This is a genomic window from Gilliamella sp. Occ3-1 (assembly GCF_001690655.1).
Lineage (GTDB): Bacteria > Pseudomonadota > Gammaproteobacteria > Enterobacterales > Orbaceae > Gilliamella > Gilliamella apicola_P.
Genome location: NZ_LZHQ01000024.1, coordinates 86,426 through 111,343 on the forward strand (window position 1 = coordinate 86,426; position 24,918 = coordinate 111,343).

The window sequence follows — 24,918 nt, forward strand, 5'->3', positions numbered from 1 at the left end:
AGTATTACTCATGGACAAAATTATCAATCATTTGTAAACCAAATTCGGTTTTAATTGCTTCAGGGTGAAATTGGACTGACTCGATGGGTAACTTTTTGTGACGTAATCCCATAATCAATCCTTGATTGTTTCTTGCTGTTACGATTAATTGAGAGTCTTTTGGTAAAAGCTTATCACAAGCAATTAATGAATGATAACGAACCACAGAAAGTGGGTTTTTGATCCCTTTAAACACGGCTTGACCATCGTGCGTTATTTCATCGACTTTTCCATGCATAGGTGTTGGTGCTTTGATGATCTTATAACCATAATATTGAGCAATCGCTTGGTGCCCTAAACAAACTCCCAATATTGGGCAAATATGACTAAATTCGGCAATAGTTGCAAGTGATATTCCAGCATCGGTAGGGGATCCCGGACCAGGTGAAATGATAATCTTAGAAAAGCTAAGCTCTTTTATTTGTTCAATTGTCATTTCGTCATTTTTAATCACTTTAATTTCTGCGCCAACTTGACACAAATAATTGTGAATATTGAAAGTAAAAGAATCATAATTATCTATTAATAATATCAAAATAGAGTCCATTAATTACATAGCGTATTGTTTTTAAACCATTGGCATTTATAACAGCCAAATTCCAGTCATACCCAGAGTCATTATACCGTTAATACAGTTAAAAACAGATATGATTGCCAGTTTGCTATCTTTTTATTTCCTTTTTTATACTGAAACATAGTATTACCTGAAACTTTTTAACAAAAATTCTCTTTCTCTGTGATAAATCTCACAAAGACATGCAACTCTACTTGTATGGTAGTATTTATGTCGTTATTTTTATCATGCTTAAATTTACAAAAGAGGTTTTAAATGAAAATTTTAAAAGCAGAAGTATTTGTATGTAGTCCGGGGCGGAATTTTGTTACATTAAAAATAACTACCGATGAAGGTGTTTATGGTGTTGGAGATGCAACACTTAATGGTCGAGAATTAGCTGTAGCATCCTATCTTAAAGATCATCTTTGCCCGCAACTTATAGGGCGAGATCCTCATCAAATTGAAGATATCTTTCAATATTTCTATAAAGGTGCGTATTGGCGCCGTGGCCCAGTTACCATGTCAGCCATTTCGTCCATAGATATGGCACTTTGGGATATCAAAGGAAAATTGGCTAATATGCCACTTTACCAGCTACTAGGTGGTGCATCACGAACAGGGGTCATGGTGTATTGTCATACGACTGGTTCAAGTATTGATGAAGCATTAGATGATTACGCTAAACATAAGGAAATGGGGTTTAAAGCAATTCGCGTACAATGTGGTATCCCTAGCATGAAGACAACCTATGGTCAAAGTAAAGGGAAAAACCTTGCTTATGAACCTGCAACAAGAGGGAATTATCCTGAAGAACAATATTGGGCAACCGAGAAGTATCTTGATTTTATGCCTAAATTGTTTGATGCAGTACGAAGTAAATTTGGTTTTAATGAGCATTTACTGCATGACATGCATCATCGCCTAACACCTATCGAAGCCGCTCGTTTTGGGAAAAGCATAGAAGATTATCGTCTATTTTGGATGGAAGATCCAACACCTGCTGAAAATCAAGAATGTTTCCGTTTAATTCGTCAACATACTGTCACACCAATTGCAGTCGGTGAAGTGTTCAATAGCATTTGGGATTGCAAACAACTGATTCAAGAGCAATTAATTGATTATATACGAACCACAATTACTCATGCAGGTGGTATTACCCATATGCGCCGTATTGCTGATTTTTCTGCTCTTTATCAAGTGAGAACAGGATCTCACGGACCATCTGATTTATCTCCAATTTGCCATGCTGCAGCACTACATTTCGATATGTGGGTACCTAATTTTGGTGTGCAAGAATTTATGGGGTATTCACAGCAAATGCTAGAAGTCTTTTCACCAAATTGGACCTTTACAGATGGTTACATGCACCCAAGTGACAAACCAGGACTAGGTATCGATTTTGACGAAAAACTTGCTGAAAAATATCCCTACAACCCAGCTTATTTACCTGTTGCTCGTTTAGAAGATGGTACGTTGTGGAATTGGTAAATTATAGGAGGTTATATGAAAAGTATTGTAATCAAAAAAACTAATGAATTGGTAATTGAGGAACGAAAAGTTCCTCAGCCTGCAAAGGGGGAAGTAAGAGTAAAAGTAAAATTAGCAGGTATTTGTGGTTCAGATAGCCATATATACCGTGGGCATAACCCATTTGTTAAATATCCAAGGGTTATTGGTCATGAATTTTTTGGTGTGATTGATGAAGTTGGTGAAGGGGTTGATAGATCTAGAATTGGAGAAAGAGTATCCGTCGATCCCGTTATTAGTTGTGGGCAGTGCTATTCTTGTTTAGTAGGCCGTCCTAATGTTTGTACATCTCTAATTGTATTAGGTGTTCATCGAGATGGTGGATTTAGTCAGTACGCAGTAGTTCCAAGTAAAAATGCTTATGTTATCCCAGATGAAATTAGTGATAAATTTGCAGTGATGATTGAGCCATTTACTATCGCAGCGAATGCAACCAGCCATTTAAAACCAACTGAAAATGATATTGCACTAATTTACGGCGCAGGCCCAATGGGACAAACTTCAGTACAAGCGTTAAAAGGAGTTTATAACGTTAAAGAGGTCATTGTTGTTGATCGAATTGAAGAACGTTTAGATATGGCAAAAATTAGTGGTGCTGACAGAGTAATAAACAACACTTCTTTATTTTTAAAAGATGAGCTAGATAAGCTTAGTATTAAACCGACAGTTATTATAGATGCAGCCTGTCATCCCTCCATTTTGCAAGAAGCAATTAGTATTGCATCACCAGCAGCAAGAATCTTGATTATGGGATTCTCAGGTGATGCCTGTCAGATAACTCAGCAATGTATTACAAGTAAAGAATTATCTATTTTTTCATCTCGATTAAATGCTAATAAATTTCCAGTTGTAATTGATTGGCTTAAGAAAAAATTAATTGACCCACAAAAGTTAATTACACATCAATTCGATTATATGCAAGTCATTCAAGCGATAGAAACTTTTGAAAAAGATCAAAAACTGTGTTGCAAGGTGTTACTCACTATTAGTTAGAAATTTTTAAATACATTTTTATTGATGATCTTTTTATATATAAAATTATAAGGCGAGTAAAATATGAATAACATAGGAAAGATTAAATGTGAAAGAAATGCTTCAGATTTAGTTAAAGCCGCTGTTTCTGGATGGCTTGGAACAGCATTAGAATTTATGGATTTTCAGTTATATTCTTTAGGTGCAGCACTAGTATTTCGTGAAATATTTTTTCCTGAACAATCGGCAATTATGGCATTAATTTTAGCTATGGGAACCTATGGGGCAGGATACATTGCCCGAATTGTTGGTGCTTTTATCTTTGGACGAATGGGCGATGCAATTGGTAGAAAGAAAGTATTATTTATTACAATTACTATGATGGGTATTTGTACAACACTAATTGGTGTACTACCAACTTATGCTCAAGTAGGTATTTTAGCTCCTTTAATGTTGGTTCTCTTACGTATAGTACAAGGATTGGGCGCTGGTGCTGAAATTTCAGGGGCAGGCACTATGCTTGCAGAATATGCTCCTATAGGAAAAAGAGGAACCATTTCTTCATTAGTTGCAATGGGTACTAATTGCGGTACATTGAGTGCTACTGCAATTTGGGCAATTACGTTTTTTTTGTTAGATAAACAACAGTTAATTGCATGGGGATGGAGAGTACCTTTTCTTGTAAGTGCGATCGTTATGATCTTTGCCATATGGCTTAGAATGAACTTAAAAGAAAGCCCTGTATTTGATGGTGTTAATGATGTAAATATCCAACCAATCAAACACATTTCATTAGTTGAAATGATAAAAAGTAAATCATTTTGGCTAGCAACTGGTTTACGTTTCGGACAGGCAGGAAATTCAGGATTAATTCAAACTTTTTTAGCAGGTTATTTAGTGCAGGCTTTATTATTCGAAAAAGGTACACCCACAGATGCTTTAATGATTAGTTCTATTGTAGGATTTATCACTATTCCTTTTTTAGGATGGTTATCGGATAAAATTGGGCGACGAATTCCATATATTATTTTGACTGTTTCTTCAATTATTCTTGCTTATCCAATGCTATCTATTGTTGTTGATAAAAGTCATTCCGTTAGCACTATAATGTTATGTTTGATTATTATTCATAATATTGCCGTACTAGGGCTATTTGCACTAGAAAATATTACAATGGCTGAAATGTTTGGTGCTCGTAATCGCTTTACTCAAATGGCAATATCTAAAGAAGCTGGAGGTCTTATTGCAGTCGGGTTTGGTCCTTTATTAGCCGGAATTTTCTGTAATATTGTCAACGATTGGTGGCCAATTGTTGTTATGATCATTGTTTATTCTTGTATTGGTTTGATATCAGCGATTTTTATGCCGGAAGTTAAAGACCGTGATTTATCTGATTTAAATGATGCCGCATTATAATTTAAAATTTTGAAGGAAAAATAATGAAACTATCAACTAAAACTTTATCACAACTACCTAAAGAGGTAGTTGTACCAAACTATGATAGAAATAAGCTTAAAACTAAAATTGTCCATCTTGGTCTTGGTGCCTTTCATCGTGCTCATCAGGCAGTTTTTACTGATATCTTAGCGGCTAAATATGGTAGTGATTGGGGATATTGTGAAGTCAATTTAATCGGCGGTGAAAAGCAAATTGAGGATTTAAAACAGCAAGATTGCTTATTTAGTGTTTGTGAAATGGCTTATGACAATTGGTCAACTCAAGTTGTTGGTGTTGCTAAAGAAGCATTACATGCCGATATAGATGGTATTGTCAAAATACTAGAAGTTATGACACGCCCTGAAATTGCTATTGTGTCAATCACTGTTACCGAAAAAGGTTATTGCTATTTACCTGCAACGGCATCAATTGATACCAATAATACACTAATTAAACACGATATTGAAAATCCAACTAAGCCAAAAACTGTCCCTGGTGTGATTGTTGAAGCATTATATTTACGTAAAGAAAAAGGTTTAAAACCGTTTACAGTTATGTCTTGTGATAATATGCCAGAAAATGGTCATGTAACGCGGAATGTCGTTTTGGCGTTAGCGAAACTGCGCGATCCAAATTTGGCTAATTGGATAGAACAAAATGTAACATTTCCTTCAACAATGGTTGATCGAATAGTACCAGCAGTGACACCAGAAACGATGGAAAAAATTCAAAAACAACTGGGAGGAATCGAAGATCCTGCAGGTATTGCTGGCGAACCCTTTAAGCAATGGGTTATTGAAGATAACTTTGTTGCTGGCCGGCCTGATTGGCAAAAAGCTGGCGCTGAACTTGTTAGTGATGTCTTGCCTTATGAAGAGATGAAGCTACGTATGTTAAATGGTAGTCACTCATTTTTAGCTTATTTAGGCTATTTAGCTGGATATTTACATATAGATGAATGTATGCAAGATCCTTTTTATGTTAAAGCTGCAAGGTATTTGATGATAAATGAACAAGCAAGTACACTACGAGTGAAAGGCGTTGATTTACAGGCTTATGCTGATTCGTTGTTTGATCGTTATCGTAATACAGGTTTAAAACATCGTACTTGGCAAATAGCCATGGATGGCACCTTAAAATTATCTCAACGTATGCTTGATTCAGTCCGTTTTCATTTAGCAAATAACACACCATTTGATTGTTTAGCTTTAGGTATTGCAGCTTGGATGCGGTATGTAAGTGGGACTGATGATGCGGGTAGGAAGATTGAGGTAAGTGACCCAATTGCCGATAAGCTGAAAGAACTAGTAGCAAATAGTCAAGATAATCAAGAACGAGTAAAATCGTTATTGTTATTATCACATGTATTTGGTGATGATCTACCTAACAATCAATATTTTGTTGAGCAGGTGACTAAAGCTTATTTGTCTTTGCGGGATATTGGTGCTAAACAGTCAGTAAAACAGTTAGAAAAAATTTCTTAAAGCATTATTAACAAAACTAACATAATTAATAAAAGCAAAGTGTAATTATCCACAAGGGCGTTACACTTTTCACCTTTACTTCTATTTAGCTCAAATAAGCTTTTTATATTGATAGTCATTTATCAAAAAAACTTTTCTTATATTTAAAAATCCCCTACTATTCTTCATAATTTAATTTTTATCTAAGATGATATATGTTTAAATCTGCCGACTTAAATATTTCAGAACCCGTTAATCAACAAATTTACCGTAAATTAAGAAAAGCGATTATTACTTGTCAAGTATTGCCTGGTGTTTTACTTTCAGAAAAAGAGATTTCTAGCCAATTTAATGTCTCAAGGCAACCAGTCAGAGAAGCTTTTATTAAGTTAGCCGAAGCGGGGCTTGTCCAAATTTTGCCGCAAAGAGGAACATTTGTCACAAAAATATCGATTAAAAAAGTTATTGATGGGCAATTTATTCGAGATGCAGTTGAATGTGCAATTATTAGACAAACCGCATTAAAAATTAATAATTCAGATATTTTATTACTGCAAAAAAATATTGATGAACAAAAAGAGGCCAATAAACATAAAAATATTCAATATTTTCTAGAAAAAGATGATGAATTCCACCAAATTTTAATGAACGTAATAGACTGCCAAATGGCATGGGAAACGGTTGAAAATATTAAAGCTATGATGGATCGCGTAAGATTTCTTTCATTAGAAGAAATTTCGCCTCCCGAAGATCTTGTTAAACAGCATGAAAAAATTCTGATAGCTTTAAAAAATCATGATCCAGATCTTGCAGCAATAGCTCAACATGAACATTTATCGGCTATTTTGGAGACTATAAAAATAGTATCAAAACAGAAGAATGAATGGTTTGTTGATTAATCTTTGATTAAAGATCTGAATTATTATTTTGAATATTTTCTGTAATTATGCCATTTGTTTTTTTGTTGTAGTTTACTCTGGTGCAGGCAATTATTTATTTTTACGTAAATAACCTAAAATACGGAAACTATCTATTTTCCATAATCTCTTATTAAAAATTAATGTATAAGTTGCACGACTGCTTTTGTTGGGACTAGGATTTTGTTGAATAATTTCAATTTTGTTATCGCTAACTTTGCTAATAATGGCAATATGACCATATCTTGACCAACCAAAAACAATAACATCTTCAACTTGTGGTTTAGTTGGTGAACCATTATGAAATTGTAATAAATTACGTTTAGGATTAAGTTGACCATCAGGAATTGATTCATCGAAGTAATTTTTAGCATGACCATAACTATCTAGTATTTTATGATTGAAGCGCTGATAATAAGAGCATTTGTTAAATTCAACACATTAATGTTTTTGATTTAAGTAATGTTTTTTCCACTATACATTATAGATGCTACCATTATAATAGACATTTACACTATTAAATTCATCAGTGACTCTGCTAATTTTTTGTGTATCAATTTCAATATTGGTAAAAGAATATGAATCAAGTATATAGTAGCTTAATACTGACAATAGCCAAATAAAGAACAGCCTTTTTCTATATTTTAATAACATTTTTATTTTTTTCGTTTTAATTATTTATAATTGTTTAATATATTAAAAAATAAAATTTAGTCGATAAGTAAAAACTTAATAATAGTAAGATTATTAATAAATCTAATATAAAACTAGACGTTTAGTATCTATTCATTAAATAGTATTTATTTTTTAATAAATTATTTAACTATGATAAGAAATTTTATTCCGCATTTATAATCTAAATTAGTATTTCATCATTAAGATAAAAATATATTTAAAATAATAATAAAATGAGGTTGAAGGATGATTAAAAAAATTAAAATAAATGTTGGTGGCCGTGTGCAAGGTGTAGGATTTCGTTTTTTTACTTATCAGCAAGCACAAAAACTGAGTTTAGTCGGTTATGTTCGAAATTTAGATAATGGAAGTGTTGAGATTATTGCTCAAGGTGATAGCTTACAAATAAGAAAATTGATAAAATGGATTGAAAATGGAGGTCCTGCTTCGTCGCGTATTTCACGTGTTAATATTTTTGAATTATTGCCACAAAACGATTTAACTTCTTTTAATGTTCGATATTAATTTAATGAAAAATAAAGTAGAATAATTAAAATTTTGGCATTCGAAATAATAATTTCTAATTAATGTGAAAAACGTAAGTTATGAATAAAAAAAATCTAATCAGTTTTTTACTTCTCATTGTTGTTATCGGTGTTTATTATAATTATCAAAAAGGAGATGAGGCGGTAGAACAATCTACCCCAAATATATCAGATAAGCCGATTTATCAAAGTGATGAAATGTTAACAGATATTTACGATTTATCTGGGGATCTTATTTATAAAATTGAGTCCAGTAATGTTAGGCATTTTGATGATTCAGATAATACTGAATTTGATTTGCCCAATTTTACGTTTTATGATCAGAATCATTTAGCTACATGGCATATTAAAGCAAAGAAAGCGACGTTGACAAAAGATAAATTTCTTTATCTTTACGATAATGTTCAATTAGATAATTTGACACAAGAAACCCAATTAAAACAAGTAAAAACTGATAATGCAGTGATAGATTTAACTTCACAATTAGTTAAATCAAAAGATCCTGTCATCATTAATGGGGTGGGGTTTTATTCAACTGGTATTGGTTTGGCGGGTAATTTACACACCAAAACGGCTAATATACTTGAAAATGTAAAAACATATTATAACACAGAGGTGAAATAAAACATGAATTCGCTAAAGCAAGTTGTTTTTTCATTAATTTTATTGCTACCAATCTCTTTAAGTAGTTTCGCTAATGAACCTACTTTGCAATCTAAAGACTCTAAAGAAGAACATAGAATGTTTGCTAATAATAAACCCATTAGGATAGATGCAGATAATCAAAAAATTGATATTGAAAATAACACAATTACATTTATTGGCAATGTTGTTATTATCCAAGAAGGATTAACAATAAAAGCTGATAAAGTGGTTATCACCGACACACAAGACACAAATAAGCAAAAAATTACAGCCTATGGTAATCCTGTGAATTATAAGCAAATTTTACCAGAAAACAATAAAGTTGTGACGGGTCATTCTTCACAAGTTATTTACAATGTAAAACAAAATAATGTTATTTTACGAGGTTATGCTGAATTATTTCAACAAGACAATCATATTGTTAGTGATCTGATTACATACGATGTTAAAAAACAGCAAATTTTAGCCAATCCTGGCAAGAATATGCGAGTAAAAAGCACTATTATCCCAAACCAAGTTAAAGGGATGAATAAATAAATGTCAATTTTAAAAGCGGAAAATCTGGCCAAAGTATACAAAAAAAGACGAGTTGTTGAAGATGTGAGTTTAACCGTCAACTCTGGCGAAATTGTTGGATTATTGGGCCCTAATGGTGCGGGTAAAACCACTACTTTTTATATGGTTGTTGGTATAGTGACATTAAATGCAGGTAAAATTTACCTTGATGATCATGATATCAGTATCTTACCTTTACATGAGCGAGCTCAAAAAGGTATTGGCTATTTACCACAAGAAGCGTCTATTTTTAGAAAATTGTCTGTTATAGATAACATTATGGCAATTTTAGAAACGCGCAAAGATATTGATAAAAATGAGAAAATCGATCGTGCCGAAGAATTACTTGAAGAGTTCCATATTTCTCATATTCGTGACAGCATAGGACAATCTCTATCAGGTGGAGAAAGACGTCGAGTAGAAATAGCAAGAGCGTTAGCTGCTAATCCTAAATTTATTTTACTTGATGAACCCTTTGCTGGGGTTGATCCAATTTCGGTGATAGATATCAAAAATATTATTAAGCATCTACGCGATCGAGGGTTGGGAGTATTAATAACCGATCACAATGTACGTGAAACTTTAGATGTTTGCGAACGTGCTTATATTGTTAATAAAGGACATTTAATTGCTGAAGGTTCACCAAATGACATCTTAAGTAACGAATATGTAAAACGCGTTTACTTAGGAAACGAGTTCAGATTATGATGAAAACCAGTTTACAACTGAAAGTCTCTCAACAATTATCCATGACGCCACAATTACAATTGGCGATTAAATTACTACAGTTGTCAACTTTAGAACTCCAACAAGAAATACAAACTGCGCTTGAAAACAATCCATTACTTGAAGTTGATGATCAATATGACGAAGTGAACGTTAAACAAAACGATGAAACAGAAAATATTGATACGCGTGAGGCTTTAGATAGCAAAGAGATTCCCGATGATATTCCATTGGATGCATCTTTAGATGATATTTATAGTGCAGGAACTCCATCTGGAACTAACTCAGATTATCGTAATGATGAATTGCCTATCTATCAAGGTGAAACTCACGAAACATTACATGCTTATCTGGAATGGCAACTTGAACTAACACCCTTTAGCGATACAGATAGGGCGATAGCGGTATCTATTATTGAAGCTATAGATGAGAGAGGCTATTTAACAGTTTCAACAGAAGAAATACTTGAAGAACAAGGTAATGATGAAATTGAAATTGCCGAAGTTGAAGCAGTATTGAAACGAATATGGAATTTTGATCCTATCGGTGTCGGTGCCAGATCGTTGCAAGAGTGCTTGTCTATTCAAATTCAACATTTAGACACTCCACCATTAGTTAAACAAATTATTGATAATTATTTAGACTTATTAGCCATACGTGATTATAGAAACTTAAAAAAAGTGTTAAATACAACAGATGAACAATTAAAAGAGGCTGTTGATTTTATACAACGTTTACAACCTTATCCCGGCGATTTGGTTAATACTGCTTCTCCAGACTATGTCATCCCTGATGTCATGGTAAAAAAGGTACAAGGAAAATGGGTTGTGTATTTAAATAGCGATACAGTTCCATCTTTACGTATTAACCAGCAATACGCCGATATGGTAAAATTAGCTAATGAAAGTGATGGGCAATATATTAGATCTCATCTGCAAGAAGCTAATTGGTTTATTAAAAGCATCGAAAACCGTAACGAAACCTTATTAAAAGTCAGCCAATTTATTGTTGAGCATCAGCAAGCCTTTTTTGAACACGGTGCTGAATACATGAAACCAATGATTTTGTCTGATGTTGCAACGGCAATTGATATGCATGAATCGACCATTTCTCGTGTAACAACTCAAAAATATCTGCATTGTCCAAGCGGAATTTATGAACTTAAATTCTTTTTCTCAAGTCATGTTAATAATGATTCAGGTGGTGAGGTTTCATCTACAGCTATCCAAGCATTAATTAAAAAATATATATCGGCAGAAAATAGTAAAAAGCCATTAAGTGATAGTAAATTAGTTTCGATGCTTGAAGAACAAGGCATTATTATTGCACGTCGCACCGTAGCAAAATACCGTGAAGCCTTATCAATTCCACCATCAAGTCAACGAAAACAGCTTTAAATTTGAATTCAAATTTTTTGGATATATATCGCTTATTTTAATCATGGGCGCAATTTGCGCCCTTTAATAAAATTAAGCTAAAAAGCTTGGAATTTTATGTTCAAAGTCGCTAATTGCATCTTCATGTTGTAGGGTTAAGCCAATATTATCTAACCCATTTAACAAGCAATGACGTTTAAAAGCATCAATTTTAAATGAATATTGCTTATCGCCGGCAATGACCACTTCATTAACTAAATCGATGGTAAATTCAATGCCTTCATTAGCTTCGACAATTTTAAATAGCTCATCGATATCTTCTTCGGATAAATTAACCAATAATAATTGATTGTTAAATGAGTTATTGTAAAAAATATCGGCAAAACTTGAACCAATAATGGTTTTAAATCCATAATCAGCAAGTGCCCATGGAGCATGTTCACGAGAAGAACCGCAACCAAAATTTTCACGTGTTAATAAAATGCTAGCACCTTTATAGCGGGGTTTATTCAAGACAAATTCAGGGTTAGGCTGCTCGCCAGCATCATCTAAAAAGCGCCATTCATGAAAGGCATGTTTACCAAATCCAGTGCGTGTTACTTTCTGTAAAAACTGTTTTGGAATGATTGCATCTGTATCAACATTAGCCGCATCCAAAGGAACGACTAGCCCAGTATGTTTTGTAAATTTTGCCATGACAAGTCTCTCCTTAAAATGGTTTGCGAATATCTGTAAAATGACCAGTAATAGCTGCGGCTGCTGCCATAGCAGGACTAACTAAATGTGTTCTAGCATCACGTCCTTGGCGACCTTCAAAATTACGGTTGCTAGTTGATGCACAGCGATCTCCCGGTGCTAATTTATCATCGTTCATTGCAAGACACATAGAGCAACCCGGTAAGCGCCATTCAAATCCTGCATCAATAAAAATCTTATCTAATCCTTCGGCTTCAGCTTGTTCTTTCACTGGTCCTGAACCGGGTACAACTAATGCTTGTACACCTTCAGCCACTTTACGGCCTTTAGCAATTTGCGCAGCAGCTCGTAAATCTTCTATACGTGAGTTTGTACAAGAACCAATAAACACTTTATTGATCTTAATATCAGTCATTTTGGTGCCAGCGATTAATCCCATATAAGTTAATGCACGCTCTGCAGAGTGTTTTTCAATAGGATCAGCAAAATCATTAGGATTCGGTACTGTTGCATCAACTGAAGTTACTTGACCAGGATTCGTTCCCCAAGTGACTTGTGGTGCGATATCTTTTCCTTCTAACGTCACAACTGTATCAAAATGTGCACCTTCGTCGGTTTTTAATGTCTTCCAATAGGCAACAGCTTTATCAAAATCCTCACCTTTAGGTGAAAATTGACGACCTTTTAAGTACTCAAAAGTCACTTCATCTGGTGCAATTATGCCAGCTTTAGCTCCCATTTCAATTGCCATATTACACAACGTCATACGTCCTTCCATGGATAATGATTTAATCGCATCACCACAAAACTCAACCACATGCCCAGTACCGCCAGCGCTGGTGGTTTTACCAATAATAGCTAAAATAATATCTTTAGCGGTAATGCCGTCAGCAACTTGCCCTTTAACTTCAATTTTCATGGTTTTAGCACGACCTTGTTTTAAGGTTTGAGTTGCTAACACATGCTCAACTTCGGAAGTACCAATACCAAAAGCTAATGCACCAAATGCGCCATGTGTAGCAGTGTGCGAATCACCACACACAATAGTCATACCCGGTAAAGTCATACCTTGCTCAGGGCCGACTACATGGACAATACCACGTAATGGGCTTTGTAAATCATATAACGAAACACCAAACTCTTTGGCATTTTTTGCCAGTTCGGTTAACTGAATGCGAGCCATTTCGCTACAGGCACTTAAATCATTACTTTTGGTTGAAGTGTTATGATCCATAGTTGCAAAAGTCTTATTGGGCTGGCGAACTTTACGATTCATTGCACGTAAGCCATCAAAGGCCTGTGGAGAGGTGACTTCATGAACTAAATGACGATCGATATATAAAATAGGCGTTTCATTTGGAGCTTCATAAACGACATGCGCATCATATAATTTCTGATACAGTGTTTTTGACATTGCAGATTCCTTATTATTTTTTACAACTGGTATTAGTTTTAAACTTTGACATTATTTACTAATCCTATAATTAATTGAATTAAAAAGGATACAAGTAGCAGTTTATTCTGCATACTTGAGTATCTTTTTACTACACATTTTACATAGCTAATTCAACTAAATAAGCTTACAAATAATGTCTCCCATTTCATCAGTTGAAACGGGTTGTTCTTTTTGTGCAAGATCGATAGTACGATAGCCTTGTTCTAATGCTTTATTTACTGCTGTTTCGATAGCTGAGGCAATATCATCACGTTTAAAGCTGTAACGGACTAACAAAGCTAATGACAAAATTTGTGCTGCAGGATTAGCAATATTTTTACCAGCAATGTCAGGTGCGCTACCACCAGCAGGTTCATATAAGCCAAAGCCTTGTTCATTAAGACTAGCAGAAGGCAACATACCCATTGAACCAGTTATCATGGCACATTCATCGGATAATATATCTCCAAATAAATTTGAGCATAAAATAACATCGAACTGAGACGGATCTTTAACAAGTTGCATTGTGGCATTATCGATATACATATGCTCAAGTTCAATATCAGGATAGTTTTTAGCTACTTCATTGACCACCTCGCGCCACAAAATTGAGGTTTGTAAAACGTTGGCTTTATCAATTGAAGTTACTTTTTTGCGACGTAAACGTGCAGCTTCAAATCCCATTTTTGCAATACGTTCTATCTCAAAACGATGATAAACTTCAGTATCAAATGCTTTTTCTTGAGCACTACTACCTTCACGTCCTTTAGGTAATCCAAAATAAATACCGCCAGTTAATTCGCGCATACATAAAATATCAAATCCACGCTCAGCAATATCGGTGCGTAATGGGCAAAGATCTTCTAAGCCTTGATATAAACGAGCAGGGCGCATATTAGCAAATAATTTGAAGTGTTTACGTAGTGGCAATAACGCACCACGTTCAGGTTGCTTTTCAGGTGGTAAATTAGACCATTTAGGACCACCCACTGAACCAAATAAAATAGCGTCAGCTTTTTCACAGCCTTCAAGTGTTTCATTAGGTAATGGGCAACCATGAATATCAATTGCTGCACCACCCACATCATATTCACTAGTAGTAATAGAAAGTTGATATTTTTGGCGGATAACATCTAATACTTTATAGGCTTGTCTCATTACTTCAGGGCCAATACCGTCGCCGGGAAGTACTGCAATATGGTAGTTTTGTGACATTTTTTATTCCTTTACAATCTAAATTAATTTTCATGTTTTGCTGTTAAACGGCAAAACAAATTATTTTTTAGTCATGATGTAATTTTTGTTTTTCTTGTGCAACTTGATTTGCTCTATATACATTATTCAATACATTAATTAAAGCCAAAGCCGATGAGTGAACAATATCAGTTGCAAGCCCCACACCATGGAACTTACGACCTTTATATTCGGCAACAATATCAACTTGTCCTAAAGCATTTTCACCTTGTCCTTTAGAAGCTAATTGATATTTTACAATCGAAATAGGTTCGCCAGTAATACGGTTGATAGCTTGATAAACAGCATCAACAGGACCGTTACCCGTTGCAGCATCAGAATACTTTTTATCACCAATTAACAAGCTAACCGAAGCGGTTGAAACAACCGTCGAACCTGATTGAACATTAAAATAGTCTAAAACATAATGTCCTTTTTCATCTTTTAATTGATTGATAAATATTAATGCCTCTAAATCATAATCGAATACTTGGCCTTTTTTATCAGCTAATTCTAAAAATGCCTCATAGACTTGATCTAAGTTATAATCTTTATCGTGATAACCAAGTTCTTCTAAACGATGTTTAACGGCGGCTCGTCCTGAGCGAGAGGTTAAATTTAATTGGATTTGATTTAATCCGATTGATTCAGGGGTCATAATTTCATAAGTTTCACGATTTTTTAAAACCCCATCTTGATGAATTCCTGAGGAGTGGGCAAAAGCGTTACTACCAATAATTGCTTTATTACCTGGAATTGGCATGTTAGTAATTTGGCTAACAATTTGGCTGGTACGATAAATCTCTTGGTGATTGATATTTGTGCGAACATTTAAGATATTTTGACGAACTTTAATCGCCATAATAACTTCTTCAAGTGCGGTATTACCCGCACGTTCGCCTAAACCATTCATCGCACCTTCAATTTGCCGAGCACCTTCTTGAACCGCGCTAATCGAGTTAGCCACCGACATGCCCAAGTCATCATGACAATGAATAGAGATAATCGCTTGATCAATGTTCGGGACACGTTCAAATAGGGTACGAATAATGCCACCAAATTGATAAGGGACAGTATAACCGACAGTATCCGGAATATTGATCGTTCTTGCCCCTGCTTTAATTGCTGCTTCAACGATACGACATAAGTTATCAATTGGGGTACGGCCTGCATCTTCACAAGAAAACTCCACATCATTAGTATAATTACGTGCACGTTTAATACAGTGCACAGCTCTTTCAATGACATCATCAAATGTCATTTTTAATTTATCTTTAACATGTAAGGTTGATGTTGCCATAAAAGTATGAATTCGAAACTGATCTGCAACTTTTAATGCCTCGGCAGCAACATCAATATCTTTATCAACACAACGAGACAATGCACAAACACAGCTATCTTTAATGGTCTTAGCAATCGTTTGAACTGATTCAAAATCACCAGGAGATGAAACAGGAAAGCCAACTTCCATCACATCGACCCGCATTCGCTCCAAAGCAAGCGCTATTTGTAACTTTTCTTTAACGCTCAAACTTGCTTGTAATGCTTGTTCACCATCGCGTAATGTTGTATCAAAAATAATGACTTGATCGCTCATTGTTTTTCCTTTTATATATTTTAGTGCTATCTCGGTATTTCAAGTTAAAAAAACAAAAAAACCCGCACTTTAGCGCGGGTTCTTGTTAATTTGTTGAGTTGGTTATTTAACTACTTCTTTTTACTTCACACACAAGCTATCCGCGCAAGTTGATGCGAGGAGGAGGCTGAGGTCAAGCGATAAATAGTTAACAAACATAAAAAATCTCTATTTGGATTGTAATTAATGAAAACTAAAACTGATGATATTTTTACCAAATGATATTTGTGGTGTCAATGATTATTTTCTGCCAATCTTAATATATTTATTTTTATTAAAAAAGTGACAAATATATAATACTAATAAATATTGCTTTACTATTTGACAAATCTATTAAAATAATAAGTTGAGACATAATAAAACCGAATTATAATGGTGAAAAGAATAACTCACGAGGGCATAATAATGAACATAGTTGATATTTCTCAAAAACGCTACACTACCAAACATTATGATCCAACAAAAAAAATTCCTGCTGATAAGATTGAACAATTATTAACTGTTTTAAGAAACAGCCCATCATCAGTTAACTCACAACCATGGCATTTTTATGTTATTGATAATGATGCGGCAAAGAATAAAATTTTACCGGCTATACTTGAATTTAATCAACCAAGAGTGACTGGCGCTTCGCATACAATTGTCTTTTGCATTAAAACACCATTAGACGAAGCCCATTTAGTCAATCTACTCAATCAAGAAGATAAAGACGGTAGATACCCTTCAACCGATCTTAAACAAGCACAAGATCAAGGTCGTCGGCACTTTGTAAAGCTCAATAGTGCAACCATTGAATCGCAACAATGTTGGGAAAGTAAACAAGCTTATCTTGCATTGGGGCAACTGCTTTTTGCAGCAACGGCAATTGGTATTGATTCAACAGCGATTGAAGGGTATGACGCCCAAAAAATGGACGAGATTTTAGATCTCAAAAGCAAAGGGCTTAAAAGCGTTATTGTAGCCACATTAGGCTATCGAGCTGAAAATGACGGCAATGCGCATCGACCAAAATCACGCTTACCTAAAGAGCAACTTTTTACGTTTTTATAAAAAATAACGTTTTCAATTATCCCACCTAGTAAAAGGTGGGATACCTTAAAATGGCTTTATATTATTTTTGATAATAATTTTGATATTGCTTGAGTTTATCTTTTAGTACTTGTTGTTCTAGGGTATTCTTCATTAAAGAAGAAATAACCACCATATCTTTGAGTATAGAATGAACAGCCTTTGTTGAATTTTTCAATTTTATAAAATTGAAAATATTTAAGTAACCAAGATATGCATAATAAATTTAATTTAAGGTATTGTTGATTATATATGCACATGGGGTGAATTTGAACGGTTTTATATAAATCTACCGTTAACACCATTTAACCAATTTACTCACATTATTACAAATAACCCTAGACCCAATCCTCAGAATCGCTACAATATACGCAATTAATCATATAGCAAATGCCTTTTGCTATTTTAACCCAATAAACGGATGATGTTTTATGGCGCAATATGTTTATACCATGAACCGCGTAGGGAAAATTGTTCCCCCTAAACGCTATATTTTAAAAGATATTTCTTTAAGTTTTTTTCCGGGTGCAAAAATTGGTGTACTCGGTTTAAATGGAGCGGGTAAATCCACTTTACTACGAATTATGGCGGGTGTTGATACCGAAATTGAAGGCGAAGCACGCCCACAACCTGATATTAAAATTGGTTATTTACCCCAAGAACCGAAATTAGATCCTAAACAAACTGTGCGTGAAGCCATTGAGCAAGCGGTTAGTGAGGCTAAACAAGCATTGGCTCGATTAGATGAAGTATATGCCGCTTATGCTGATCCTGATGCCGATTTTGATAAATTAGCCAAAGAACAAGCAGAGCTTGAAGCCATTATTCAATCGCAAGATGCTCACAATCTTGATAATCAGTTAGAGCGAGCCGCTGACGCACTACGTTTGCCAGATTGGGATGCGAAAATTGAAAATTTATCAGGTGGAGAACGCCGTCGAGTAGCAATTTGTCAATTATTACTTGAAAAGCCTGATATGTTATTAATGGATGAACCGACCAACCACTTAGATGCCGAATCGGTAGCATGGTTAGAACGATTCTTACATGACTACGAAGGTACGGTTGTTGCAGTAACTCACGATCGCTACTTCCTAGACAACGTAGCTGGTTGGATTTTAGAGCTTGACCGTGGTGAAGGCATTCCATGGGAAGGCAACTACTCATCTTGGCTTGAACAAAAAGATCAGCGCCTAGCGCAAGAAGCCTCGACCGAATCGGCACGTCGTAAATCGATCGAAAAAGAACTCGAGTGGGTACGACAAAATCCGAAAGGGCGCCAAGCAAAAAGCAAAGCCCGCCTAGCTCGCTTTGAAGAACTCAACAGTAACGATTACCAAAAACGTAACGAAACTAACGAGCTCTTTATTCCAGCTGGACAACGTTTAGGCGATAAAGTGATTGAAGTAAGCAATCTAACTAAATCGTATGGCGATCGTGTGCTGATTGATAACTTATCTTTTAGTATTCCTAAAGGGGCAATTGTTGGCATTATTGGTCCAAATGGAGCAGGGAAATCAACCCTATTTAGAATGCTATCAGGCAAAGAACAACCTGATTCAGGCACGATTACTTTGGGTGAAACAGTGCAACTTGCATCAGTTGATCAGTTCCGTGACAGTATGGACGACAAAAAAACAGTTTGGGACGAAATTTCAAACGGTCAAGATATTATGCGTATTGGCAATTTTGAAATCCCAAGTCGTGCTTATGTTGGTCGTTTTAACTTTAAAGGTGTTGATCAGCAAAAGCGTGTTGGTGAACTTTCAGGTGGTGAACGTGGGCGTGTACATTTAGCTAAATTATTACAAGTGGGCGGTAATGTATTATTACTTGACGAACCGACTAATGATTTAGATGTCGAAACCTTACGAGCACTTGAAAACGCACTCCTTGAATTCCCAGGTTGTGCTTTAGTGGTTTCACATGACCGTTGGTTTTTAGATCGTATTGCGACCCATATTTTGGATTATCAAGACGAAGGACATGTGGAATTCTTTGAAGGTAACTTTACCGAATACGAAGAATGGAAAAAGCGCACATTGGGTGCTGAAGCATTAGAGCCTAAACGTGCTAAATATAAACGAATCTCCAAATAGAATTAATTTTTATTTTATTCCGCCGATTTATATTGGCGGAATTGTTTTATCTTCTTGATAGCGATTTTAAATATTTTTCAAAATGTAATTATCTAAACTAACCCTTTAGATGAACTAATAATTCTCGAAAAAGTATCCATTAGCAAACGCGGTATAGCGTTTATACCACGTGATTTTGCATCATCACAAATGGCAATCGCAAGATCAGGTTTTGAACTTTTATGAATTGCTTTTTGAATAATTTGATGTACAGGCAGATCAATATGCTGTGTTGTATTATAAGCGGCAAGTTTATAGACATGACTAAAACCATGTTTAAATAAAAAGTTTTCAATGTCTCGCGCAGGTAAAACCGTTAAGTAATCATTAGGATTTTTATCTTCACCACATAACGATTTTACTGTATCGGCATATTTTTTACCCGCCATATCCCCATCAGTAATTACATACCAATGAATTCCCATTTTATTGGCATATTTTATAAGCGGTTTTAAACCACACTGAGCAAACTCAATAAGCTGAACTCCCTCTGAACTCAGATGATAACCACTTTGTTCTGCTAGTTCACGTAACAACCACACTTCGGTTTCGCCCTCGACTAACAACCAACATCGTGCAAATAAGGCATTTGATCGGCGATAAAGAATATGAAACGCAATACGACGACTATCACTAACGCTTAATGAATAAGGTTCAATGTATTTGGCAATAATTTTATCTGGCAGACGAATTAAACGATAAAGGTTTTCTAATGAAAATAATGATACCAGATCACTTGAGTTAGACGTGATAATTTTTTGTGTAGGGAAGTTTTTTAGTAAGCGAAATGCAACGGATAAAATGATTGGATGTAACAAACTTTCAGGCTCTTCTAAAATTAAAATAGGCATTGAACTTTGTGAAAGTGAATAATTTCCTTTAGCATCAATAATAGAGCCGAAAATTCCTAAAAATACAGTTCGTAAATAATCATTATCAAGATTATCCAATACATCATTAATTTGTTCCAAAACATTCCAATCTTCTGATCTTGGTGTACTTTTGGCATTTTTTTGTTTGTAATGATTGCGGTGTGCTTGATCGACAAAATAATACTCTAATAATGAGCGTGCGGCTTGTAGGCCTCGAGCTAATTCATCTTGGGTTAATTCGGCTGAATGGGCTTTTAGTTGGTTTGAAAGTTGGCTAATGTAGTGTTCGGATAATGGTTCGTTAGTAACAGTTAATTGCTCAGGATTAATTGCGTTTTTAAGTGTCATTACTGGATTTAGTTTGATTAATGTTGCAATTAATAATTTTTCGTTTTCTATATTAAAAGGATTGCCTTGTGCATTGAGCAATTTATGTTGTGTTATAATTTGGTTATCTTGTTTATTAGCAGAAATTTGATAAGTGATACGATGCAGATTATCTTGGTGTGATTGATACGAAACTGAGCGTAATGGTTGATAATCTTGATTATTTAATTCATGTAAGTGTGATTGGCAATAAGTGATTTTAATAATAATATTATCGCCATAACATTGGTATTGATCATGATAAAAATCGGAAACGACAAATTGATAAAACGTGTTATCCAGTGATAACAATTGCAAAGCGCTGATTAAACTTGACCGCCCCCAACGATTTTCACCCATTAGTACGCTAGAACTAGCATTTAATTTTAAAGATAGCTGACTAATACCTTTAAATCCGGAAATATCAATTTGTTCAATAAACATAGCGTATCCTTATTGTTAAAGATGATACTTTTCTGTCCTTTTACGAATTCGTTCAACTTTTTGATGCGTACTAGCAATTAACTTAGCTTCATTACGCAAGATCGTTTTTAAAGGTTGATTAAAATAAACTTTCAAAAAACGCCAAATATCGCGATCAATTAGCCCAATATTCATGGCTGAAAAATAAAGCCCAATTAAATCTTTATCACGCCAACGAACAGGAACTATTTTACGGATCTGAGCACGATGTAAATCAATCACCGACAATTTTATTTGCTGATGATTTTCAAAAAGCGGAATATCAAGCAAAAAGTGACACAAATAACAATCACGATGATTAACCCCAGCCACATGCATTCGAGCCACCATTTTTGCCAAATAAATAACTAAAGAACGCTTTATATGATAGCTAGGTGGGTTAGTTAACCATGGCTTAGTAAAATCTTCTAAACTCACAGTCGGGTTAAGATCTCTTGTCACAATAAATGAATGACGAGTCAGCGGATTTAGTCCCTTACGACCAAATGCTCGCTCATCCATCGTATTAACGCCAACTTGCTCCAAACGCTTAATCGCATCCCACTCCTGCTTAGCATCTAAAACAGGTAAACGTAACGAAATGAGATTTTTAAAAATCTCTTTAATGGTTGTACCACGATGAATTTTAATAAAATACGATGCATCACCAAGCTCAAAATTCAACGTCTTACGTTGCTTAACCGCTCGATAGACTTTGCCTGATATTAACTCAACTTCCGCAAACGGATCTTTATTTTTCCACAAAGCATCAAAAGGGGATTTTAACTTTAACTCATTCATAATGATCACAACCTAAAATAATATCTGCGGCTCGCTGGGCTAAGTGGTATAAATCAGACGTTTTACCATAATGTATTGCATTGTTGTGCCATGTTAATAACTGATCGTGATTTGTTATGGCATTTTGCAACGCTTGATTGAGATCTGCTTGTACAAAAGGCTCGGCAAGGATCACCCCAGCATTGGCATCATCAATATGATAAGCATAGCCAGAAATGCTTGACACAATCACTGGCACCCCAGCAGCTAACCCTTCAATAAGCACCATACCAGCTGCTTCTTGTCTTGCTGGGTGCAATAGCAAATCTGCCGCAAATAAAAAGTCAGGGATATCATTACGGCCTGCAAAAAAACGTACTTGATACTCAATGCCGAGTTGCTTAGCCAGTTTATGATAAGCTTCGGGATTATCCTGCCCCACTACTAAAAAAGTCACTTTTTGTTTTAAATCGCAAGGTAGTGCGGCAATGGCGGTTAAAGAACGATCTACTCCCTTACGCTTAAAATCTGATCCAATTTGCACAATCACAAAATTATGTTCATCAATTTGATTGGCTTGCCTAAATTGCTTACCTTTAGCTAGCGACTCATAATTGTATTGACGATCTTGCGCAATACCGGGTGGCAATAGGTAAAAGCGTGATGAATCAGTATGGTAATGGCGCTCAAAATCACTAATTTGCTGTTTTGTTAGTACCATAACTTTGGTTTGGCTATGTTGATTAAATACCGCATATTCGAAAGCTAAATAGTGCTTACAGCGTTTTGACAATTTATACAAAAAGCCCTTTTGTGAAACCTTTTCGGCATAACAAGTATCACCTGCAAAATAAACATCCAAATCAGGCATTTTATTAAAGCCAACTACACAATCAACAGGATTTGCTTGTAAATGAGCCTTCACCCAATGGTAATAAGATTGATTACGACTATGGTTGGATAAGCCCTTTTTAGGTACCAAAATAATGTCAAACCCACAAGGTACATCGCCTTGCCAATCTATGACATAAACACGAACATTATGTCCTCGATTTTGACAAGCTTTGGCTATTTGCAAAAAATCACGTTGCAAACCACCAAAAGGAAAATATTTATAAATACAAAAAACCAGTTGCATGCAGATTGTCTCAAGTTTGAAAGGAGTATTATATACTTAGTATTTATTTTGGTGCAAAGTTTGATTTTTATAGAACCAAATTTGCTGGAAAATTTTGGTCATAGTGACAGTTGAATAAGCATACTGTCATTTGTAAAAATAATTCAAGAGTCTATACCATTATAATTTTGTTTTATTATTAGTGTGGGTGCGTTACGCTATTGATAATCTCTCAAACTATAATAATTTTAAATGAAATTGTTAGCACCATTGAAAACGTAAAAAAAATTACCAAAAACAATAGCGAATAGCAAGGGACAAATAGATATATCTTATTTTTTTTGATAAAAAATAAACACAAAATTAAGGGCATGGTAAGGATAAGGAAAACGTCTTCACTATTTCTTCCACCTAATGGTAACGTACAAAGGTTGTCTGGATCACTTGTAAAAATCATCCATCATATTTATCGGTTGAAAATAAATTAATAATTATTAATAAAACGCGAAGTGGATAAATGAAAGGATGTCCTTTTTCATAATCATTAAATCCACTTATGATTTAAAAAAGTAACTATCACCAATAGCACTACCTTGAGCACCAAACTGGCGTAAATTGTGATCAACGGCATTCATCGATTGCCAATGGTTTTCACACCAATCAGGGGCGAGTAAAGTTGGTTTTCTGGCATTAGCTGATATGCGATGATACAAAATATTTGCTGGAGTTTGGCGAATGATATCGCCAGCAATATCGACATATTTATCTAATGTTAATACTGGAAGCCGTCCAGCCCGCCACGCTTTTGCCATAATACTACCGTCAACAATATGTAAAGGGTGTAATTTTAAACCATCGACACCACAGTCGAGCACACGCTTAAGGGTTATAAAGTTATCTTGTTTGGTTTCTTTCGGTAAACCAATAATTAAGTGAGTACAGACCTTAATGCCAAGCTTGCGTGCCTTTTGTACGGTTTGATAATAATCATCAAAAGTATGCCCTCGATTAATATCGTGTAAGGTTTTGTTATGAGCAGTTTGTAAACCAAGTTCTAACCAAACTTCATAGCCATTGGATTGATAATGCGCAAGCAAATCAAGCGCTTCATCAGGAACACAATCAGGGCGAGTACCAACACAAAGCCCAACAATATCTGTACTATTCAGGGCTTCTTCATACATATTTTTTAGAATTTCAACCTCGGCGTAGGTGCTGGTATAAGCCTGAAAATAAGCAAGGTATCGTTTAGATTTTTTCATTTGTTGGGCTTGCGAAGTTAATTGCTCAGAAATTGATTTAACCTGAATAGATTCATCAATGATTGAGGCAACATTACAAAAAGTACAACCACCTTGACCAATAGTGCCATCTCGATTGGGACAGCTAAAGCCACCATGTAAAGTAAGTTTATAGATCTTTTCGCCATAACGACGTTGTAAATCGGAACCGAATGTATTAACGACTAAATGAAGTTGCATTATAAACCAAATAAAATTTTTAATTATTTTAGCAATATGCCTTGTATGCCATACCTCAGTCATAATACTACATTTCAACAATATATAAATATTTTTTATAACTCAAAAAAAAGATTGAAATTAAGCACTGATTAAGTAAGGATAATTAGTGTTGTTTTTTTATACTGTAGTGTACGACAACGTTTAAGGTTTGTTGCGATT

At 34.9% G+C, this 24,918-nt stretch carries 21 protein-coding genes and 1 pseudogene; 12 read left to right on the forward strand and 10 right to left on the reverse strand.

The window, feature by feature from the left end:
* Nucleotides 1-4 precede the first annotated feature (4 nt).
* Nucleotides 5-574: an anthranilate synthase component II gene (locus tag A9G43_RS07025; RefSeq protein ID WP_065607840.1), complete on the reverse strand. Its 570-nt coding sequence runs from the start codon at nt 572-574 to the stop codon at nt 5-7.
* 294 nt (nt 575-868) lie between these two features.
* On the opposite strand from A9G43_RS07025, the gene manD reads away from it, so the two are divergent.
* The 5 genes from manD (at nt 869) to A9G43_RS07050 (ending at nt 6,893) form a co-directional block, all read left to right on the forward strand.
* The gene (manD, locus tag A9G43_RS07030) at nt 869-2,083 is read left to right on the forward strand and encodes a D-mannonate dehydratase ManD (RefSeq protein WP_065607791.1); all 1,215 of its coding nucleotides are present in this window, start codon (nt 869-871) and stop codon (nt 2,081-2,083) included.
* A 15-nt stretch (nt 2,084-2,098) separates the two neighbouring features.
* The gene (locus A9G43_RS07035; protein WP_065607793.1) at nt 2,099-3,115 is read left to right on the forward strand and encodes a Zn-dependent oxidoreductase; all 1,017 of its coding nucleotides are present in this window, start codon (nt 2,099-2,101) and stop codon (nt 3,113-3,115) included.
* 63 nt (nt 3,116-3,178) lie between these two features.
* A complete protein-coding gene (locus tag A9G43_RS07040; RefSeq protein WP_304363219.1) occupies nt 3,179-4,510 on the forward strand; it encodes an MFS transporter in 1,332 nt (443 codons plus the stop codon).
* Nucleotides 4,511-4,533: 23 nt separating this feature from the next.
* Nucleotides 4,534-6,015: a mannitol dehydrogenase family protein gene (locus A9G43_RS07045; RefSeq protein WP_065607795.1), complete on the forward strand. Its 1,482-nt coding sequence runs from the start codon at nt 4,534-4,536 to the stop codon at nt 6,013-6,015.
* Nucleotides 6,016-6,209: 194 nt separating this feature from the next.
* A complete protein-coding gene (locus A9G43_RS07050) occupies nt 6,210-6,893 on the forward strand; it encodes a GntR family transcriptional regulator (RefSeq protein ID WP_065607797.1) in 684 nt (227 codons plus the stop codon).
* Nucleotides 6,894-6,983: 90 nt separating this feature from the next.
* Here A9G43_RS07050 and A9G43_RS11390 read toward each other — a convergent pair.
* Nucleotides 6,984-7,340 (reverse strand): annotated as a pseudogene (locus A9G43_RS11390) (CHAP domain-containing protein); the annotation flags it as partial.
* 492 nt (nt 7,341-7,832) lie between these two features.
* On the opposite strand from A9G43_RS11390, the gene yccX reads away from it, so the two are divergent.
* The 5 genes from yccX to A9G43_RS07075 all read left to right on the forward strand — a co-directional run bounded on the left by yccX (nt 7,833) and on the right by A9G43_RS07075 (nt 11,454).
* A complete protein-coding gene (yccX, locus tag A9G43_RS07055; protein ID WP_141674044.1) occupies nt 7,833-8,111 on the forward strand; it encodes an acylphosphatase in 279 nt (92 codons plus the stop codon).
* 80 nt (nt 8,112-8,191) lie between these two features.
* Nucleotides 8,192-8,755 carry an LPS export ABC transporter periplasmic protein LptC gene (gene lptC, locus A9G43_RS07060; protein ID WP_065607799.1) on the forward strand — a complete coding sequence of 188 codons (564 nt, stop codon included), beginning with the start codon at nt 8,192-8,194 and terminating at the stop codon, nt 8,753-8,755.
* A 3-nt stretch (nt 8,756-8,758) separates the two neighbouring features.
* On the forward strand, nt 8,759-9,313 hold the full coding sequence (gene lptA, locus A9G43_RS07065) for a lipopolysaccharide transport periplasmic protein LptA (RefSeq protein WP_081298066.1): 555 nt from the start codon (nt 8,759-8,761) through the stop codon (nt 9,311-9,313).
* Nucleotides 9,314-10,039: an LPS export ABC transporter ATP-binding protein gene (gene lptB, locus A9G43_RS07070; protein ID WP_034913235.1), complete on the forward strand. Its 726-nt coding sequence runs from the start codon at nt 9,314-9,316 to the stop codon at nt 10,037-10,039.
* Nucleotides 10,039-11,454 (forward strand): RNA polymerase factor sigma-54, encoded by a 1,416-nt coding sequence (locus A9G43_RS07075; protein ID WP_065561222.1) that lies wholly within the window; start codon nt 10,039-10,041, stop codon nt 11,452-11,454. Before lptB ends, A9G43_RS07075 begins: the two co-directional genes overlap by 1 nt.
* A gap of 72 nt (nt 11,455-11,526) precedes the next feature.
* Here A9G43_RS07075 and leuD read toward each other — a convergent pair whose 3' ends face one another.
* The 4 genes from leuD to leuA form a co-directional block, all read right to left on the reverse strand.
* A complete protein-coding gene (leuD, locus tag A9G43_RS07080; RefSeq protein WP_065561211.1) occupies nt 11,527-12,129 on the reverse strand; it encodes a 3-isopropylmalate dehydratase small subunit in 603 nt (200 codons plus the stop codon).
* A gap of 13 nt (nt 12,130-12,142) precedes the next feature.
* Nucleotides 12,143-13,543: a 3-isopropylmalate dehydratase large subunit gene (gene leuC / locus A9G43_RS07085; protein WP_065607802.1), complete on the reverse strand. Its 1,401-nt coding sequence runs from the start codon at nt 13,541-13,543 to the stop codon at nt 12,143-12,145.
* A 156-nt stretch (nt 13,544-13,699) separates the two neighbouring features.
* Complete coding sequence (gene leuB / locus A9G43_RS07090) at nt 13,700-14,779, reverse strand: 3-isopropylmalate dehydrogenase (RefSeq protein ID WP_065607804.1); 1,080 nt, start codon at nt 14,777-14,779, stop codon at nt 13,700-13,702.
* A gap of 67 nt (nt 14,780-14,846) precedes the next feature.
* Nucleotides 14,847-16,394: a 2-isopropylmalate synthase gene (gene leuA, locus A9G43_RS07095; protein ID WP_065607806.1), complete on the reverse strand. Its 1,548-nt coding sequence runs from the start codon at nt 16,392-16,394 to the stop codon at nt 14,847-14,849.
* Between the two features lie 444 nt (nt 16,395-16,838).
* Here leuA and nfsB point away from each other — a divergent pair, with 444 nt between their 5' ends.
* Both nfsB and ettA read left to right on the forward strand, forming a co-directional pair.
* Nucleotides 16,839-17,483 (forward strand): oxygen-insensitive NAD(P)H nitroreductase, encoded by a 645-nt coding sequence (nfsB, locus tag A9G43_RS07100; protein WP_065561215.1) that lies wholly within the window; start codon nt 16,839-16,841, stop codon nt 17,481-17,483.
* Nucleotides 17,484-17,932: 449 nt separating this feature from the next.
* Entirely contained in the window at nt 17,933-19,600 is a 1,668-nt protein-coding gene (ettA, locus tag A9G43_RS07105; protein WP_065607808.1) for an energy-dependent translational throttle protein EttA, read from the forward strand.
* Nucleotides 19,601-19,692: 92 nt separating this feature from the next.
* On the opposite strand, the gene A9G43_RS07110 is transcribed toward ettA, so the two are convergent.
* From A9G43_RS07110 to A9G43_RS07125, 4 genes are all read right to left on the reverse strand, one after another.
* Entirely contained in the window at nt 19,693-21,321 is a 1,629-nt protein-coding gene (locus A9G43_RS07110; protein ID WP_065607810.1) for a DUF2813 domain-containing protein, read from the reverse strand.
* 15 nt (nt 21,322-21,336) lie between these two features.
* The gene (gene rfaP / locus A9G43_RS07115; protein WP_065607812.1) at nt 21,337-22,140 is read right to left on the reverse strand and encodes a lipopolysaccharide core heptose(I) kinase RfaP; all 804 of its coding nucleotides are present in this window, start codon (nt 22,138-22,140) and stop codon (nt 21,337-21,339) included.
* On the reverse strand, nt 22,133-23,257 hold the full coding sequence (locus A9G43_RS07120; protein ID WP_065607814.1) for a glycosyltransferase family 4 protein: 1,125 nt from the start codon (nt 23,255-23,257) through the stop codon (nt 22,133-22,135). Before A9G43_RS07120 ends, rfaP begins: the two co-directional genes overlap by 8 nt.
* A 533-nt stretch (nt 23,258-23,790) precedes the next feature.
* Entirely contained in the window at nt 23,791-24,717 is a 927-nt protein-coding gene (locus A9G43_RS07125) for a TIGR01212 family radical SAM protein (protein WP_065607849.1), read from the reverse strand.
* Between the last annotated feature and the right edge of the window lie 201 nt (nt 24,718-24,918).